This is a genomic window from Acidimicrobiales bacterium (genome assembly GCA_035533095.1).
Lineage (GTDB): Bacteria > Actinomycetota > Acidimicrobiia > Acidimicrobiales > Palsa-688 > DATLUM01.
Map to the genome: position 1 here is coordinate 102747 of DATLUM010000011.1, position 14943 is coordinate 117689.

Sequence of the window (14943 nt, forward strand, 5' to 3'; positions counted from 1 at the left end):
GCCGGCCGCGCCAAAAGCCCTCGTTTCGCCGGCTCAGCCCCGGGTCTCTCAATGCTCCTCCACCGCGGTCGGCGCCGGCGAGCCAATGACTATCGAGGTCTGAAGGGGTGTGCAGCATGACGCACACAAGGTCATGCTGCACACCCCTCCGCCAGACTGGGAACACCGCCGCCCCCGGTCGAACCCCGTATCCAACCGTCCGGACGGCGGACACGTTGACGCCATCTTGGGGAACTGTTGCACGGTCGATCATGGGAGCCGGCGAGGCGACGCAGGAGGGTGCCGTTCTGTATCCGGCCGACCGCCACCGGGCTCTGATTATCGATAGTGCATTCCAATTCTGGACTGCCCGTGTAACGGCGCTTCGATGGCGGCGGGAGGGACCGGGCCACGGAGGTGGTCGGGGCCGTGGCCCGTCGGCCGCTCTGAGAGCCAGTGTGGACGGCCAAGAGGAGGTTCCGGGGCGTCGGGGCGGCCCATGCAATGGATGACACCTTGCCATCTAGGGTTGATGGGGGCTGCCCATGGTCGTCGACGGCCTGCCCCCCCGCTGCTAGGGGCGCACGGGCCGCCGCCTCATCCACGGCGCCGCAATACCCGGCGGTTCGTAGCCGGCGTCGGCGAGGGAGAAGTTGGTGCCCGGCTTGACGATCTGGTCGATGCGGTCCAACACGTCCGCCGGCAGCTGGACCTCGGTGGCGCCGAGCTGGCCCTCGAGGTGCTCGGCCGTGCGGGGCCCGATGATGGCCGACGTGACCGCGGGGTGCTCGAGGACGAACGCCAGCGCCATGTGGATCAGGCTGATGCCGGACTCGTCGGCCAGCTCGGCCAGGGCGGTCGCGGCGTCGAGCTTGGCCTTGTTCTCAGGCCTGGTCAGGTCGTAGCGGGCCGGAATGCGCGACGCCCGCCGGCTGGTGAGGTCCGGCGCCCCTGTCCGCCACCGGCCCGACAACCAACCGCCGGCGAGCGGGCTCCACGGGATCACCCCCATCCCGTACTTCTGGCACAGGGGCAGCACCTCTGCTTCGATCCCCCGCACCAGCATCGAGTACGGCGGCTGTTCGCAGACGAACCGCTCCCGGCCCCGCCGCTCGGCCACCCACTGGGCCTCGACGATGTCGCCGGGCGGGAACGTGGACGACCCGAGGTAGCGGACCTTCCCTTGGCGCACCAGGTCGGTGAGGGCGCCGAGCGTCTCGTCGATGCCGATGTGGGGGTCGGGCCTGTGGATCTGGTACAGGTCGATGTAGTCGGTGCCGAGCCGGCGCAGGCTGTGCTCGCACTCCTGGATGATCCAACGCCGGGAGTTGCCCATCATGTTGGGGTCCTCCCCCATGGTCCCGTGGACCTTGGTGGCGATGACGAGCTGGTCGCGCCGGCCGGCGATGGCCTTGGCGACGATCTCCTCGGACTCACCGGCCGAGTACACGTCGGCGGTGTCGATGAAGTTGATTCCCGCGTCGAGGGCAGAGCGGATGATGCGGACCGATTCGTCGTGGTCGGGGTTCCCCCACGAGCCGAACATCATGGCGCCGAGGCACAGAGGGCTGACGCGAACTCCAGTGTTGCCGAGATTGCGATATTTCACACTTCCGGAAACTACTCCCATCCGGTGGCCAGCGATGATGGGTGCACACCCTGAGGAGGACTCCGGCGACGTCAGGTGGATGCTCAACCCGCAACGCAGCGACCGAGGTGCCGGCGGCGACGCCCCTGGACGCCTTGGCCCTCCCACAGGGCGGCGGATCAACGAGCGGAACCTGGAACCGTACGTTGCCGAGCCGCTCTGCGTTGTCTACTGTGCCGGTCCCCACCGCCAGGGGGCCGACATGGCGGCCGTCCGGGTGGCCGAGCTCGGCCGGGCGGTCAAGAAGATGATCGGCGCTATGACGGGCTGGGTGGACGAAGGCTTCGAGATCGAGACAGGAGGCGCGTGATGACAAACGTGATCGTGCAGGGGGTGTTCGTGGTGGATCCGGGAGAACGGGACCAGTTCATCGAGGCAAGCATCGAGGGGATGCGAGCCTCACGGGCGGAGGCAGGCTGTCTGGAGTACGTCTTCGCCGCCGACCCGCTCGACTCGGGCCGGGTCGTGCTCTCGGAGCGCTGGGAGTCGATGGAGCTCCTTCAGCAGCACCTGAATGGACAGTCATCGCGTTCGGCGGGAGACAGGCCGAAGCCAACGTCGGCGGAGATCGTCATGTACGAGGTGGCGTCGGCCACCAAGCTGATCTGAGACCGCCGATGTGACGGTCCGTCTCGGCGCGCTACTGAACGCCGGGTCGGCGAGGACGCCAGAGGTGATGCCGATCTGCGCTCCGATGGACGTTGTCATCGTCGGGTTACAGACGCCCGGAGCCGCGTCGGGGTTGGCGACGCACACTTCGCACTCCAAGCCGTCGAGGTCCGGAAGAAGACACTGAGAATCGACCTATGCGATTGGGAGTCGTGGATCGACCAGTCCCGGGAGGAACGCACTCCTACTGGGCTCCAGAAGCTGACCCACACGGATCCTGCCGCGGCTCACCGATGAGGAGGTAAGGGCCGAGAAGGTTGCCGAGGTTGGCTGCGGCCGTGGCGAGAACGAGGGCTACATGCGGGGGGAATGCGTCGGGTTCGACGGAATCGAGTTGCAGCAACCCCACCGGCTTTCCCGTCAGGAATATCGGCACCGCCAGATAGCTACGCGTGTGCCGTGATGTCGATTCGGCCCGCCGGTGCGCGGGGACAGCTGCAGCAGGCACGGTGATGTCAGCCAGGTAGCGCATCTTGCCGCTCGCGATCACCGCCCCCGCGACGCCTTGGCCCTCCGGGATTCGAGCGGCCCGCGCAGTGGCTGTCGGCGGTGGGTAGGCCGCGCCCAGCCGGATTCCGTCACTGCCGAGGAGTTGAATGCTTGCGCCGGTAAACGCGACGACTTTCCGCACGGTGCGCAGCGTGAGGGCAAGCGCGCTGTCGAGGTCGATCGCGGACTGCAGGTCAGCGGTCAGGTCGACGAGGAGTTGAGGGTCAAGTTCTGAGCCACGACGCAACCGCCCGCGCGCCCGCATCGTCGCAGCCGGTGTTGCCGCACCTGTGGGCATGACCGGCGCTGGCTGACCGAAGAGGAAGCCTTGACCTTCGGTCACGCCAAAGCGCCTCAACGCATGGCTTTGATCGGCGGTTTCGACACCTTCGGCCACCACGGTCATGTCGAGGCCCGAGGCCATCCCGATGATGGCCCGGATGACGTGCTCGGCGCGCCTGTCATGCCCGAGATCGGCGACAAACGAACGGTCGATCTTGAGAATGTCGCACGGCAATGTAGTCAGGTAGCTAAGGGTGGAATGTCCGGTACCGAAGTCGTCGAGGGCGACCCATAGCCCATCCGCCCGCAGCCTGGTCAAGGTCTCCGAGGCGGCACCAGGATCAGTGAGCAGGCCCGTTTCGGTTACTTCCAGACACAGCCGCCCACCGGACAGTCCGGTGCTCGCAAGCTCGTCCAGGACGGTGTCGGCGTAAGCGGGGTCGCTCAGTTCAGGCCCTGACACGTTGATTGAGACCCTCTGAGAGGCGAACGCGCGCCTGACCGCGGTACCGAACACCTCACGGCGGACAAACGCGCCCAACGCCCCGATCAGCCCCGCTTCTTCGGCGAGGGGCACGAACTTCCCAGGCGAGATCGGCCCGTAGTAACTGTGATTCCAGCGGACGAGTGCCTCCGCACCGGTCGGGCTGGCATCGGCAAGCAACACCGTTGGCATGTAGACGACGGAGAGCCCGCGGCCACCATCATGCAGGGCTCGGTCGAGCTCCGTCATCAACACTCGGTCTTGGTCGGTCAACACCTGCCCCCGACCTCACTTGCCATTCGAGGGGGATCCAAGGGCCCCATATACCTCCGAGGATAAGCCGTCTTGACTTCGGCCAACGGCTGCCTCTGACGATTAGACAGACCTCTGTGTAGAACCGGCGGAGGAGTACATCAGGTGAGCGAGCGGCAAGTTCACGTCAGCCAGCCGGTGGAAGTCCGCTCCGAGGAGACGCCAAGGTCCTCGGTAGCGAAACCCCCGGCGTCGGTCGAGAGGTCGGCGTCGGAGCGGGGTGGAGGCAACTGGCCGGTCCGCAGCATGAAGCGAAGCCTGCAGCGTCGTTATTTTGCCCGAAAGGAACCAGAGAGGGCCGAGCCTGTACCAGCGGTGGCGAAGGCCACGGAAGGCACTTGGGATCTTGGAGCGGATGCCCAGGGACTCTCCGGCGTAGGGGGCGTGGAACGGTCAGAAGGGTGGCGCGCGATTTCCATCCAATCTCCAGACAAACGCCACCGAGCCTGCTCCTGAGTCACCTGTGATACATCTCGGTTCGGGATGGTCCCGGCCGAAGGAGGACAAGCCATGCCGATCATCGACGTGAAGGTGATGGAAGGGGTGCTCACCACCGAGCAGAAGCAGAAGATTGCCCGAGGCATGACCGACGTGTTCGCCGACGTTGTCGGTTCGCGGGCGCGTTCGGTGACCTGGGTCGTCATCCAGGACGTCGCTAGCGGAGAGTGGACTATGGGTGGCGACCCAATTACGACCGAAGGTGTCAAGGAGCTCCTGAGCGGCGAGCCCGCCAACGTTTAGCCATCCTGCTCCACCATTTTCCCGGCTCTTGAGCTGGAGATAGACGCGAGAGTGGCCTTGCCGTGAGGGAAACTGTGGTTGTCGAGCTTCGCAAATCTCTCACGGTAAGGTGCTCTCTCGATAGGTGGTGGGTGACTGCTTGACAACAATGAAGGCGTGGATGGTTTGGTCCCGCCCCACTCGGCATCGCGGTTGTCTAACGGCCGTGTGTTGTTCGGAATGGGGGCTGTCCGCGGCGAGGCGGAATCACACCGAGGATTCGATACGCCGCTGGTAGTCGGCTGCCAGGGCTAATAGGGCACCTTGGCAGTCACCGGTGAACGATGATCCGTGCATCAGGGCAAGGGTCTGCGGCGCGAGCGCGGCCAGCCGCTCAACGGTGCTAGGCGTGGCAGGTGCCAGACTGCTGGCCCGGAACAGGTCCTCGGCCTCCGACGCCGCCTCGACGATGTCGGATTCGGTCAGCGGCGGGCCGTCCCCCAGGTGGGTGAAGAGGTCGCCGCACAAAAGGGTTCCCGTCGTCTCCTCGTACAGCACGCGTGCTTCCCATCCGTGCGGCACGTGGGGGGTGTCGATGTGGCGAACCTTTTTGGCCCCGAGGTCAATAAGTTCGCCCTCGGAGAGCGACCGGGGCGGGCGATCCGCCATTTCGTTGAGCGAAACCAAGCAGCCGATGGCCCCGTGGGCAACCTGAGCCTGCGGGGCGACGGCCAGGAACTCGTTCATCGTGCCGCACTCATCGGACTCGACATGCCCGAAGGTGATCCAGCGCAGTTGCTCCACCGGCATGACCCTTTGGATGGCGTCACGTACCGAGCCAAACATCGACCGGTGGCCCGTATGGAACAAGAGCGGCTCCTCATCGAGCACGAGGAACTGGTTGAACGTAAAGCCGGTAGGCCCGATCTCCGGCACGAGAGTAGATAGGCGGTAGATGTCGGGCGCTATCTCGTCCACCTTCGTCTCCACGCTTCTCTCCTTTTCTAAGCCTCCACAGAGTCTGATCGATCACCACAGCATGTGCCACCCGATCCGGCAAGGGCCGGCGCCGAGATGCTGGTCGCTGCCGCGGACCCGCGGACAAAGGCATCGGCGGCGAGCACGCCGTCGGGGTCGTACCGCTCGGCAACGGCGGCCAAGCGGGCGAGCGTGGGCTCATCGTAGGCGCGGCGTGCGCTGGTGGCGTCGTGCGGTGGGCCGTAGTTCGGCCAGACCCCGCCGGTGTCCCAGTCTGCCAGTGCCGCGAACAGCCGCTGCGCGTGCGGCACGACGGCTGGGTCCAGTGCGACGCCCACGGCCAGCACGCTGTACGCGGCGCTACGGTGTACGAACGCGCTGGGGTGGGCACCCTTGCGGGCGTACGCCCCTCCGAGCTGGCGAACCTCCACGATGATCTGCGGTGAGTCCGACTCGGGCCCCGCCACAGCGAGCAGCCGCTCCACGGTCTCGTCGGTGAAGTCGGTGAGCAGCATGGCCGGGTCACGCACCGGCATCGGGTCGACGGGGTCGGCGTGGACGGAGTCCACCTCCGTGTACGGCTTCACGGCTGCGTCGTCGACCAGCACGGGCGCGACGGTGCGCATCTGATCGAGCAGCCGTGACCCGTCGTCGGGGTCGCCGACCCACAAGAAGCGAACGCTGATCGCCATCCTGCCGACGAGCGGGGGCGGAGCGTCGGCCGCGTCAGGCGGCACCTGCAGGATCGCGAACGACGTGGTCGCCTGCTCCGGCAGAGTCCGCGACCACGCCCGCCAGCGGTCGATGACCGTCGGCGCGTCCTCGCCGGCGAAGTAGACCGCGCCGCCGTAGAAGCCGGCCAGTGGCAGCAGGTCGAACTCGACCGCGGTTACGATCCCGCCGGCGCCCTTGCCGCCGCGCAGCGCGAAGAACAAGTCCGGATGCTCGTCGGGAGTGACCCGGCGCAGCACGCCGTCGCCGGTGACGACATCGAACGCGCGGACGCGGTCGGCGGCGATGCCGAACGTACGGGTCATCGGACCGACACCGCCGCCGGTCGTGTAACCGATGACGCCCACGTCGCTCGAGGAGCCGTTCAGCGGGGCGAGCCCGTAGGGCGCCGCCGCTTCGATGACTCGCCGCCACTTCACCCCGGCACCAACCCGCGCCCAACGCTCCTCGGGATGGATCGTCACCTCGTCGAGGTGCCCGGTGACAAGCAGGATGTGCCCTGCCAGGGAGCTCACCGCGCCGTGCCCGGTCGCCTGCACGCCGACCGTCATCTTCTGCGCTCGAGCGAACGCGACGGTCGCGGACACGTCCGCCGCAGACAGCGGCGCCACAACCGCAGCCGGGCGCATCTCCACGGCCAGGTTCCACGGCCTGACTAACTCCTCATACGTTGGCTCACGCGGCTCGGCGACGGTCCCGGGCACTCGCGCGCGCAGCTCGTCGAGCAGTGCGCGACGGTAGGCCGGGGTCTCGGTGCGAACGGAATTCATGACTGCCTCCAGGGGGACGAAACCGGGACCGGACATCAGGCCCCGGACCGGCGGTCATCCAAGCGGCGCGCTCTGCAGATCCGACAAAGACGACGTGGAGGCGGCGTGGAGAGTCGACGCCCCCAAGCCGGCTGGGTGGCGGGCACCGGGATCGGACTCGGTCTCGTGCAAGTCGAGCATCGGCCGGTTCCTGGCGAAGGCATCGGCTTTCTAGGTGGGTGACCGCCTCCTGCGCACCACCTTTTCGATTTCGACTACGAGGAAGACGATGGTCGACGCGGCGATGACGGTGGCGAGCTCTGCCGGGCGGAGGGAGGCGGTGTGGAATATCCCGTGTAGGGCGGGGGTGTAGATGAGTGCCAACTGGACGGCCACGGTTCCGGCGACGGCGGCCATCAGCCACCGGTTGGGGGCGTCTCTCGGGCGAAGCGTGCTGTGCAGTTCTGAGCGGACGGCCAGGGCGTGGCCTAGTTGGAGGAATGCCAGGGTGGTGAAGACCATGGTCTGCCAGTGCCATCCGGCTGCTCGGGCGATCGCTTGGAGCGGCAGGACGATGGCGGCCATCAGCATGCCGATGAGCAGGGCGTGCTGCCACAGACCGTGGGCGAATAGTGACTCGCTCGCGTTTCGGGGCTGGCGGCGCATGGTGTCGGGTTCGGCGCGCTGGAGCCCGAGGGCGATGGCCGGGAGGCTGTCGGTGACCAGGTTGATCCACAGGATCTGCACCGGGACCAGCGGCAGTGGCAGGGCGAGGATAGGGGCCAGGAACATGACCCACACCTCGCCGGAGTTGGTTGTGAGGAGGTAGCGGACGGTGCGGCGGATGTTGTCGTAGATGCGCCGTCCTTCTTCTACGGCGTGCACGATGGTGGCAAAGTTGTCGTCGGCGAGGACCATGTCGGCCGCTTCTTTGCTGACGTCCGTGCCGGTCCGCCCCATGGTCACGCCGATATCGGCCTGGCGCAGGGCGGGGGCGTCGTTGACGCCGTCGCCGGTCATGGCGACGGTCCCGCCGCGGGCGTGCCAGGCGTTGATCACGCGCAGCTTCTGTTCCGGGTTGACCCGGGCGAATACCCGGGTTCGCTGCACTCGCCCGGTCAGCTGGTCATCTGTGAGCCGGCGGAGCTCGTCGCCGGTCATGACCGCCCCGTCATCGATGGGGATTCCGATACGGGCGGCAATGGCAGCGGCCGTGGCCGGGTGGTCTCCGGTGATCATGACTACCTGGATTCCGGCGTCGCGGCACGCGGCGATGGCGGCCGCGGACTCGGACCGCGGCGGGTCGGCGAGGGCCACCAGGCCAACGAGGTGCAGGTCGGCTTCCGGTCGCTCGGGGATCTGGTCGAGATGCCGGTCGGCCAGGGCCAGGACCCGGAAGCCCTCGGTGGCCCATCGCTCCGCGGTGGCGGCGGCCCGAGCGCAGATCTCCCGCTCCTGGGTGCGGACCAGAGGCAGGACGGTTTCGACCGCCCCTTTGGTCGCAACCACGATCCTGCCCCCGGCTCGGTGAATGGTCGTCATCCGCCGGCGTTGGGCGTCGAAGGCCAGCTCGGCGGTGCGCGGCCACGCGGCGCGTATGACCTCCGGGTCGCTGCCGAGTCTGCCGGCAAGCGCCAGAAGCGCACCTTCGGTGGGGTCGCCGCTGAGCTGCCACTCGCCACCGGGTGCTGAAGGCGCCCGGAGCGAGGCGTCGTTGCACGCCGCGGCCACGAGGGCGAGCCGGGCCAGATGTTCGTCGTACGGCGCGGTCGGTGTCGGTGCGACAGAGCCGGTCGGGTCGTAGCCAGGCCCCTCGATGCGGAACTCGCCTGCTGCGGTCCATACCTTTTCTGCCGCCATTCGGTTCTCGGTCAGGGTGCCGGTCTTGTCGCTGCAGATCACGTTCACCGAGCCGAGGGTCTCGACCGCGGTCAGCTTGCGGACGATGGCGTGACGGCGGGCCATGCGCTGGGCGCCGAGCGCCAGGGCGACGGTGATGACCGCGGGCAGGCCTTCTGGGATGGCGGCCACCGCCAGACTCACGGAGGTGAGGAACATGGTATGTACCAGCTCTCCACGTGCGACTCCCACCGCGAAGACGACTGCGCACACCGCGACGGCACCCGCGGCGAGGCGCCGGGCGAGGCCCGTTAGGCGCCGTTCGAGTGGGGTGGGGATCTCGCTGTGGGTGTGGAGCAGTGTCGCGATCCGGCCGAGCTCGCTGTCCTGGCCGGTGGCCACCACCAGGCCAGCGGCCCGCCCGTAGGTCACCGCGGTCCCCCTGAACGCCATGTTGACCAGGTCGCCGAGGATGGCGCCGTCGGCACCGGGCAGGGGATCGGTTCCTTTGGCCACCGGCTCGGACTCTCCGGTGAGGGCGGCCTCGTTGATCCTCAAGGCGTGGGCGTCGACCAGCCGGAGGTCGGCGGGCACGATGTCACCGGCGGCGATCAGAACCACATCACCGGGTACGAGGTCGGCGGCGGGCACCTCGATCACGAACCGATCGCGGCGGACCGTGGCCCGATCACCGGCCATCCGCCGAAGCGCGGCCATGGACCGCTGCGCTCGGTACTCCTGAATGAATCCGACCACCCCGTTGAGGGCGACGATCGCGCCTATCACTACCGCGTCCTCGATGTCGCCGATCAGGACCGTCACCACGGCCGCCGCGGCCAGCACGGCCGACATCGTGTTGATGAACTGCCCGGCCAGCACCGCCCAGGCGGGCCGCTGCGCGTCCTCGCCCAGCTGGTTAGCCCCGTAGGCGGCGAGCCGTTCCGCGGCCAGGGAGCCGGGTAGGCCCCGGGCGGGATCGACACCGAGATCGACCTCGGCCACCTCGGCGGCGGGCCGCTGCCACGGCCTGGTCACGGTTCGCCGGTCGGAGGGAGCGACGAGCATTAGCAGTCCTTGGTCAGCGGATGACTCAGCGCCGCCCTACCGGTCACCCCTCGCCACGCTTCTGGCTGCCGAAGCGCAGGAACCCGGTGAGAGCGGCGATCACCACGGCCACGCCGATGCCCAACTCGAGCACCTCACGGCCGGTGCGGAAGTCCACCAGGACCTCGATGAAAGACACAGCGGCGACAAGGACGATCATCGCGATCACCCGGGCCTTGAGATCGTTGAGGTCTTGCATGAGCAGCCACGGGGGAAGTGGCCTCGCCCCGGGCGGATCGACCCGGCTGACGAACAGCTCGTAGAAGCCGATAGCGGCGATGAGCATGGTGGCGCCGATCAGGAACAGGTCTATGACCGTCAGAAAGCCGGAGATGTTGGCCGCCGCCGGCCCCGGATGCTCGATGACGTCTCGCACCGAACGACCGAAGTAGTAGGCGCCGTAGGCGAAGGCGCCCAGCGCCACAGCGACAAGAACGGCCACGGGGATCATCACCAGTAAGCGGGACGCGCCTAGAAGCCGCTCGAAGCCGGTTTCGAACCGAGAGCGGCCGGCGGCCGGCCCGTGCAACTCGGACTTCGGGGTGTCTTCCGTGGGTTCGACCCCAGCGCTTGTGTGCTCGTCGCTACCGGTGGCCATGCCAAGCCTCTACTAGTCGGGGCGATGGTTCGGCCTCCCCGGTCGAAGCCGGAAGGCCCGTATTCGATCGGCACCTTCCTGGGCCTGCCGAGCGAGGTTTCGACCGTGACATGATCCCAGTCTCGGAGGCATCTCCGACCATCTACCAGGGCCAATCGGCCTATCCGGGCACCGGCTACCGGCTGCTCCGAGTTGCCACCGCCCCCACCGGAGCCAGCGGCCTCACAGGTCGGTATAGACACAGAGGCCCAGGAGTCTGTGCGCTTCGATGACCGCGAGGTTGCGGTGAGGTTGTGGTCCCTCGACCCAATGCCCGCTGGTCACCGCGGATACGGCTGGCTAGACGTCCGAGACGGAATCAAGCTGCTGGCGCACTCCCGGCGTGTCCCGGATCACTTCAGCCAGCCGTCCCTCGGCGTGTGCCTGCTCGGCGTCTTGACGCAGAGCCCGCAGACGATCCTCCGCCTCACGCACTTGGCGTTCCTCATCGGCGGTGAGTCGGTGAGAACCTGTCTTGGCCACGCCGCCAGCGTGCCGCGCGCACCGGTGCGAGCCTCGTTAACGCCCGGGTGGCGCATCCCTAATCTGTCCCTACCGCCGCCCTTGCCATCGACCCGCCCGTCGTCCAAGAGCTTCGCGTAGAGCGAGTCGAGGTGGTCGCCCCTGAGGCGACGGAGCGGCATGCGCCCGATCCGCGGGGTGACGTGACTCTCGATGTTTCGCGGGTAGCCGTCCCAGGTGCTTGGTCGAAGGCTGATCTGCTTTCGAGGTAGCGTCGAAGTCGAGGTCACGCCGGCCTCCTAGCGGGCCCGCCCCGCCGACCAACGTGTGTGGGACCTGTGCTCAGCCGGCGGAACAATCCACGGCAATCTCAAGCGCGGCGCAGACCTGCCGCATGCGCTCGTCGGCCAGGCGGCCGAGCCGCTCGACCAAGACAGCCACCGAGACGCTCTCGACAGAATCCAGGTTCACCGCGCACCGCCGTGGCACCGGATCATCACCCGGCTCGAGCACCACCTCGCTGGGCAACCCTCGGATCGTCGTAGTGCACGGCCCGACCAGCGTCCTGCGCAATCGCGGAATGGCGGCATCGCGGGACAGGACCACGACCGGCCTGCGACCGATGCCTGCCAGTTCGCACCACCACAACTCTCCACGGGCGGGAAGCGTGCTCACGACGAGGCTGCAGCATCCCGGAATGACGCCAGGTCGCCCCACTCGTCCGCCTCGCCGAGGGGGTGCTCGGCATATGCCGCATAAGCGGCGTCGACCTCGACTGCACGATGCCGGGCAAGCAGGGCGGTGAGAGCCTCGTCGATCAATACCGCGTCGGTCACGCCCGCCCGTGCCCGTCGGGCCTTGGCCAGGAGCTGCTCGTCGACTGTCGTGCTGACACGAACCCTTGCGATGCCATAAGTATGCCATGAGTATGCTACGCCGGTCCCAGTCCATCGGTCCTGTGGTAGTCCGCAGCCGGATCAGCGCCGGCTCCCCCCACCGAAGGGCAACCAGATAGCCGGGTCCGGAGGCTTGCCGACGAAGCGTTCAGGGTCGAAACGACCGGGCTCCTCGTAGTTCCCCGCCCCCATGTGCACCACCACGCCTTGAGGCGCGGTCATCGGACCCTTCCCTCGGTTGGTCCCCGCCGGCGGCCAGTTCGGCCATGACGAGCCGTTGACGCGTCGGCCAGGCTGTCGAAGAGGGGCGGACCGAACGGACGAATTAGAAGCCTCCCTCGGGGAATCTCAGGTAAGCCACTCCGGAGCAATTCATCCAGGAGGTGCTCCATGCCGGTTCTCATGACCATGCGTGTCGCAGGTGACCCGAAGAAGCTCGAGGAGCAGGGAGTCAACGGTCGCGATGCTCTCGACTCCATCATGGAAAGTGCCAAGAAGCACGGGATCATCGCCCACCGCTTCTACGGCAGCGACGACGGCCAGATCATGGTCGTGGACCTGTGGCCGGACCCGCAGAGCTTCCAGAAGTTCTTCGAGGAGAACGGTGCCCGCATCCAGCCGCTGATCCAGGCCACCGGCGCGCAGGGCGAGCCGGAGGTGACCTTCTGGCACGAGCTGGACATGCCCGACAAGGTCGGCTGGGAGGAGTCAGAGAGCGGGTAGTGACGCCGCCAGCCGGGCGCTGATCAGCGAGCGCTCGCTCGGGTTGGCCGTCAGCTCCAGCGCCGCCGAGTCAGCGGCGGCAGCCTCCGCGTCGCGCCCCAACTCCCGGAGCAACGACGCCCGCGTCGCGTGGAACAGGTGGTACCGGCCGAGCTCACCCGCGAGCGAGTCGACCTCCTCCAATGCTTCCGCCGGACCCGAGGTGTGCGACACCACGACCGCACGGTTGAGCCGGACCACCGGCGGAGGGTCGATCGCGACGAGCATGTCGTAGAGGGCCAGCAGCTGCTTCCAGTCGGTCTCCTCCCAACTGGGCGACTCGCAATGGACCGCAGCGATCGCGGCCTCCAACAGGAACGGACCGGGCCGGCCCATCGCGCCCGCCCGCTCGATCAACGACACAGCGCTACCGATCACCCGCCCGTCCCACAACCCACGGTCCTGCTCGGCGAGCACGACCAGCTCCCCGCCGGCGCCGACACGGGCGTCCCAGCGCGCCACGCTCAGGCGGATCAGCCCCAGCAGAGCCAGAGGTTCGGGCTCGTCGGGCAGGGCGCCGGCGACGAGGCCGGCGAGTCACTCCGCGTCGTCGACCAACTCGCGCCTGGTGCCGGTGTCGCCGGCGGTGGTGAAGAACCCCTCGTTGTAGATCAGGTAGATGACCGTGAGGACCTGATGCAGGCGCTCTCTCATCTCGTGGGGCTCGGGCGCCCGGTAGGGGATGGCGGCTGCGACGATCTTCTGCTTCGCGCGGGTCAGTCTTTTCGCCAGCGTCGCCTCGGGGACCATGAACGCCCGTGCGATCTCGGCGGTGGTCAGGCCGCCGACCGCCTTGAGGGTGAGAGCGAGCTGGAAGTCGGGGTCGAGGGCGGGGTGGCAGCAGGTGAAGATCAGCCGCATGCGGTCGTCGGGTTCGCGGGTGACGGACTCGGTGAGCGCGGCAACCGCCTCGAGCTTGCCCTGGTAGCGCTTCTCCCTGCGGATGCGGTCCAGCGCCCGGTGACGTGCGGTGACGAGCAGCCAGGCGCCCGGCCGGTCGGGCACGCCGTCGCGGGGCCAGCGGGCGAGGGCTTCGGCCACCGCTTCGGAGACCATCTCCTCGGCGAGGTCGAAGTCGCCGACGAGTCGCACGAGGGTGGCGGTCAGGCGCCCCGCCTCCTCGCGGAACACCCGGTCGATGAGCGACCGGGTGTCCGCGCGGGAGGTACTCACATCTCGTCGACGGGGCGCACCTCGACCTTGCCGTCGGGCATGGGGAAGCTGCGTGCCAGCTCGAGCGCGGCGTCGAGATCCGGGACGTTCACCACGGCGTAGCCGCCGACGGCCTCCTTCGCCTCGAGCAGCGGGCGGTCGATCAGCGTGGAGGATCCCCGGTCGAGCACGACGGTGGTCGCGGTGTGGGGCTCTCGGAGCTTGTACGCCTCGACGATGGTGCCGTCGGCGTAGTACTTGGCGAACCACTCGCCGATCTGGCCGAAGATGGCTGCCTTGTCGTCGTCGGACGCCTCGTCCTGCCAGGCGCCCCTTGTGAGCAGCAGCACGTATTTCATTGCGGTTCCTCCTGTGGTGTGAGTTGTACCACCACGACGAACGGCCGGCTCCCGAAAGGACACCCCTCCGGGGGAATTCCTCCGCCGCTCGACCGGCAGCGTCACGGGGCTATCACCCGGTCGCGGCGTAGGGCTGCGGCTCCGTGCCTTCGAGCAGTTGGGCCCGTGCCTCGGCCGACAGCCAGGCCCGCATGGCGGTGACCTCGGGCGCCACGTGGCCGGACTCCACCACCGACCGGCCGTCCAGGTTGTCGAGGAAGCGCCCGATCTCGGCGACGGCGCCGACCTCCTCGATAGTCGCCACCAGCTCCACGTCGAAGCGGTCGAGCGCCTCCGACGCGGCCCTGAACGCGAGGTGGCGGCCGACGAGCCGGGCCGGCGCGCTCAGCTCGAGCAGCTCGTAGAAGACCTTGGACTCGTCCGTCGTCAGCAGCTCGGGCTGCATCTGCAGCTCCCGGACCAGGTCGTCGATCTGCACCCCGCTGGCCACCGCCGCTTTCACCGGAACGCCGATGAACCGCAGTCTCCGCCCGTCCGGTCTCGGCGCCCGCTTGGCGACCTCGATCAGCGGGGCGACCGGTTCGTAGCCCTGGCCGTCCTGCAGCTCGACCCAGACAGTCTTGGCCGCCTCGGTGGTGAAGTAGCCCCACCTGGCCGCCATGCTGGCGACCATCCTCAGGCCCCTCCCGG

General features: G+C 68.0%; 19 protein-coding genes and 1 pseudogene. 4 read left to right on the plus strand and 16 right to left on the minus strand.

Features of this window, described 5'->3' with window-relative positions; genetic code table 11:
- Window positions 1-553: 553 nt before the first annotated feature.
- Window positions 554-1588 (minus strand): aldo/keto reductase, encoded by a 1035-nt coding sequence (locus VNF71_01550; GenBank protein HVA73236.1) that lies wholly within the window; start codon window positions 1586-1588, stop codon window positions 554-556.
- Between the two features lie 37 nt (window positions 1589-1625).
- Between VNF71_01550 and VNF71_01555 the strand changes: the two genes are divergently transcribed.
- Together VNF71_01555 and VNF71_01560 are read left to right on the plus strand one after the other, a co-directional pair.
- Window positions 1626-1937 (plus strand): hypothetical protein, encoded by a 312-nt coding sequence (locus VNF71_01555; protein ID HVA73237.1) that lies wholly within the window; start codon window positions 1626-1628, stop codon window positions 1935-1937.
- Window positions 1937-2236 carry a putative quinol monooxygenase gene (locus tag VNF71_01560; GenBank protein ID HVA73238.1) on the plus strand — a complete coding sequence of 100 codons (300 nt, stop codon included), beginning with the start codon at window positions 1937-1939 and terminating at the stop codon, window positions 2234-2236. The genes VNF71_01555 and VNF71_01560 overlap by 1 nt, the downstream gene beginning before the upstream one ends.
- Before the next feature lie 244 nt (window positions 2237-2480).
- Here the strand turns inward: VNF71_01560 and VNF71_01565 are convergent, their stop codons facing one another.
- Both VNF71_01565 and VNF71_01570 read right to left on the minus strand, forming a co-directional pair.
- Complete coding sequence (locus tag VNF71_01565) at window positions 2481-3800, minus strand: EAL domain-containing protein (GenBank protein ID HVA73239.1); 1320 nt, start codon at window positions 3798-3800, stop codon at window positions 2481-2483.
- A gap of 185 nt (window positions 3801-3985) precedes the next feature.
- A complete protein-coding gene (locus VNF71_01570; GenBank protein ID HVA73240.1) occupies window positions 3986-4111 on the minus strand; it encodes a hypothetical protein in 126 nt (41 codons plus the stop codon).
- Window positions 4112-4373: 262 nt separating this feature from the next.
- Between VNF71_01570 and VNF71_01575 the strand changes: the two genes are divergently transcribed.
- Window positions 4374-4604: a 4-oxalocrotonate tautomerase family protein gene (locus tag VNF71_01575; protein ID HVA73241.1), complete on the plus strand. Its 231-nt coding sequence runs from the start codon at window positions 4374-4376 to the stop codon at window positions 4602-4604.
- 246 nt (window positions 4605-4850) lie between these two features.
- On the opposite strand, the gene VNF71_01580 is transcribed toward VNF71_01575, so the two are convergent.
- The 9 genes from VNF71_01580 to VNF71_01620 form a co-directional block, all read right to left on the minus strand.
- Entirely contained in the window at window positions 4851-5573 is a 723-nt protein-coding gene (locus VNF71_01580) for an MBL fold metallo-hydrolase (protein ID HVA73242.1), read from the minus strand.
- Between the two features lie 14 nt (window positions 5574-5587).
- On the minus strand, window positions 5588-7063 hold the full coding sequence (locus VNF71_01585) for an FAD-binding oxidoreductase (GenBank protein HVA73243.1): 1476 nt from the start codon (window positions 7061-7063) through the stop codon (window positions 5588-5590).
- Window positions 7064-7117: 54 nt separating this feature from the next.
- A complete protein-coding gene (locus VNF71_01590) occupies window positions 7118-7243 on the minus strand; it encodes a hypothetical protein (protein ID HVA73244.1) in 126 nt (41 codons plus the stop codon).
- Window positions 7244-7273: 30 nt separating this feature from the next.
- Complete coding sequence (locus VNF71_01595; GenBank protein HVA73245.1) at window positions 7274-9946, minus strand: cation-translocating P-type ATPase; 2673 nt, start codon at window positions 9944-9946, stop codon at window positions 7274-7276.
- Between the two features lie 43 nt (window positions 9947-9989).
- A complete protein-coding gene (locus tag VNF71_01600) occupies window positions 9990-10583 on the minus strand; it encodes a YqhA family protein (GenBank protein ID HVA73246.1) in 594 nt (197 codons plus the stop codon).
- 339 nt (window positions 10584-10922) lie between these two features.
- Complete coding sequence (locus tag VNF71_01605) at window positions 10923-11057, minus strand: hypothetical protein (protein ID HVA73247.1); 135 nt, start codon at window positions 11055-11057, stop codon at window positions 10923-10925.
- A 369-nt stretch (window positions 11058-11426) separates the two neighbouring features.
- Window positions 11427-11759, minus strand: a complete 333-nt coding sequence (locus VNF71_01610; GenBank protein ID HVA73248.1) for a type II toxin-antitoxin system PemK/MazF family toxin — start codon at window positions 11757-11759, stop codon at window positions 11427-11429.
- Entirely contained in the window at window positions 11756-11920 is a 165-nt protein-coding gene (locus VNF71_01615) for a hypothetical protein (protein ID HVA73249.1), read from the minus strand. The genes VNF71_01610 and VNF71_01615 overlap by 4 nt, the downstream gene beginning before the upstream one ends.
- Before the next feature lie 141 nt (window positions 11921-12061).
- Window positions 12062-12202 (minus strand): hypothetical protein, encoded by a 141-nt coding sequence (locus tag VNF71_01620; GenBank protein ID HVA73250.1) that lies wholly within the window; start codon window positions 12200-12202, stop codon window positions 12062-12064.
- A gap of 168 nt (window positions 12203-12370) precedes the next feature.
- On the opposite strand from VNF71_01620, the gene VNF71_01625 reads away from it, so the two are divergent.
- A complete protein-coding gene (locus VNF71_01625) occupies window positions 12371-12703 on the plus strand; it encodes a hypothetical protein (GenBank protein HVA73251.1) in 333 nt (110 codons plus the stop codon).
- Here the strand turns inward: VNF71_01625 and VNF71_01630 are convergent.
- The 4 genes and pseudogenes from VNF71_01630 to VNF71_01645 all read right to left on the minus strand — a co-directional run.
- A pseudogene (locus VNF71_01630) lies at window positions 12689-13267 on the minus strand (DUF6596 domain-containing protein). The gene VNF71_01625 and the pseudogene VNF71_01630 sit on opposite strands and share 15 nt — an antisense overlap.
- Window positions 13268-13279: 12 nt before the next feature.
- The gene (locus VNF71_01635) at window positions 13280-13915 is read right to left on the minus strand and encodes a sigma factor (protein ID HVA73252.1); all 636 of its coding nucleotides are present in this window, start codon (window positions 13913-13915) and stop codon (window positions 13280-13282) included.
- A complete protein-coding gene (locus VNF71_01640) occupies window positions 13912-14253 on the minus strand; it encodes a YciI family protein (protein ID HVA73253.1) in 342 nt (113 codons plus the stop codon). Before VNF71_01640 ends, VNF71_01635 begins: the two co-directional genes overlap by 4 nt.
- A 112-nt stretch (window positions 14254-14365) precedes the next feature.
- The coding region (locus VNF71_01645) for a hypothetical protein (GenBank protein ID HVA73254.1) at window positions 14366-14943 on the minus strand (578 nt) is incomplete at its 5' end.

Excerpts from the sequence above, each read along its gene's own strand:
- VNF71_01555 (HVA73237.1), top strand. The coding sequence starts at position 1,626 with ATGGGTGCACACCCTGAGGAGGACTCCGGCGACGTCAGGTGGATGCTC.
- VNF71_01585 (HVA73243.1), bottom strand. The coding sequence starts at position 7,063 with ATGAATTCCGTTCGCACCGAGACCCCGGCCTACCGTCGCGCACTGCTC.
- VNF71_01625 (HVA73251.1), top strand. The coding sequence starts at position 12,371 with ATGCCGGTTCTCATGACCATGCGTGTCGCAGGTGACCCGAAGAAGCTC.
- VNF71_01570 (HVA73240.1), bottom strand. The coding sequence starts at position 4,111 with ATGCTGCGGACCGGCCAGTTGCCTCCACCCCGCTCCGACGCCGACCTC.
- VNF71_01600 (HVA73246.1), bottom strand. The coding sequence starts at position 10,583 with ATGGCCACCGGTAGCGACGAGCACACAAGCGCTGGGGTCGAACCCACG.
- VNF71_01620 (HVA73250.1), bottom strand. The coding sequence starts at position 12,202 with ATGACCGCGCCTCAAGGCGTGGTGGTGCACATGGGGGCGGGGAACTAC.
- VNF71_01565 (HVA73239.1), bottom strand. The coding sequence starts at position 3,800 with ATGACGGAGCTCGACCGAGCCCTGCATGATGGTGGCCGCGGGCTCTCC.
- VNF71_01560 (HVA73238.1), top strand. The coding sequence starts at position 1,937 with ATGACAAACGTGATCGTGCAGGGGGTGTTCGTGGTGGATCCGGGAGAA.
- VNF71_01590 (HVA73244.1), bottom strand. The coding sequence starts at position 7,243 with ATGCTCGACTTGCACGAGACCGAGTCCGATCCCGGTGCCCGCCACCCA.
- VNF71_01595 (HVA73245.1), bottom strand. The coding sequence starts at position 9,946 with ATGCTCGTCGCTCCCTCCGACCGGCGAACCGTGACCAGGCCGTGGCAG.
- VNF71_01575 (HVA73241.1), top strand. The coding sequence starts at position 4,374 with ATGCCGATCATCGACGTGAAGGTGATGGAAGGGGTGCTCACCACCGAG.
- VNF71_01640 (HVA73253.1), bottom strand. The coding sequence starts at position 14,253 with ATGAAATACGTGCTGCTGCTCACAAGGGGCGCCTGGCAGGACGAGGCG.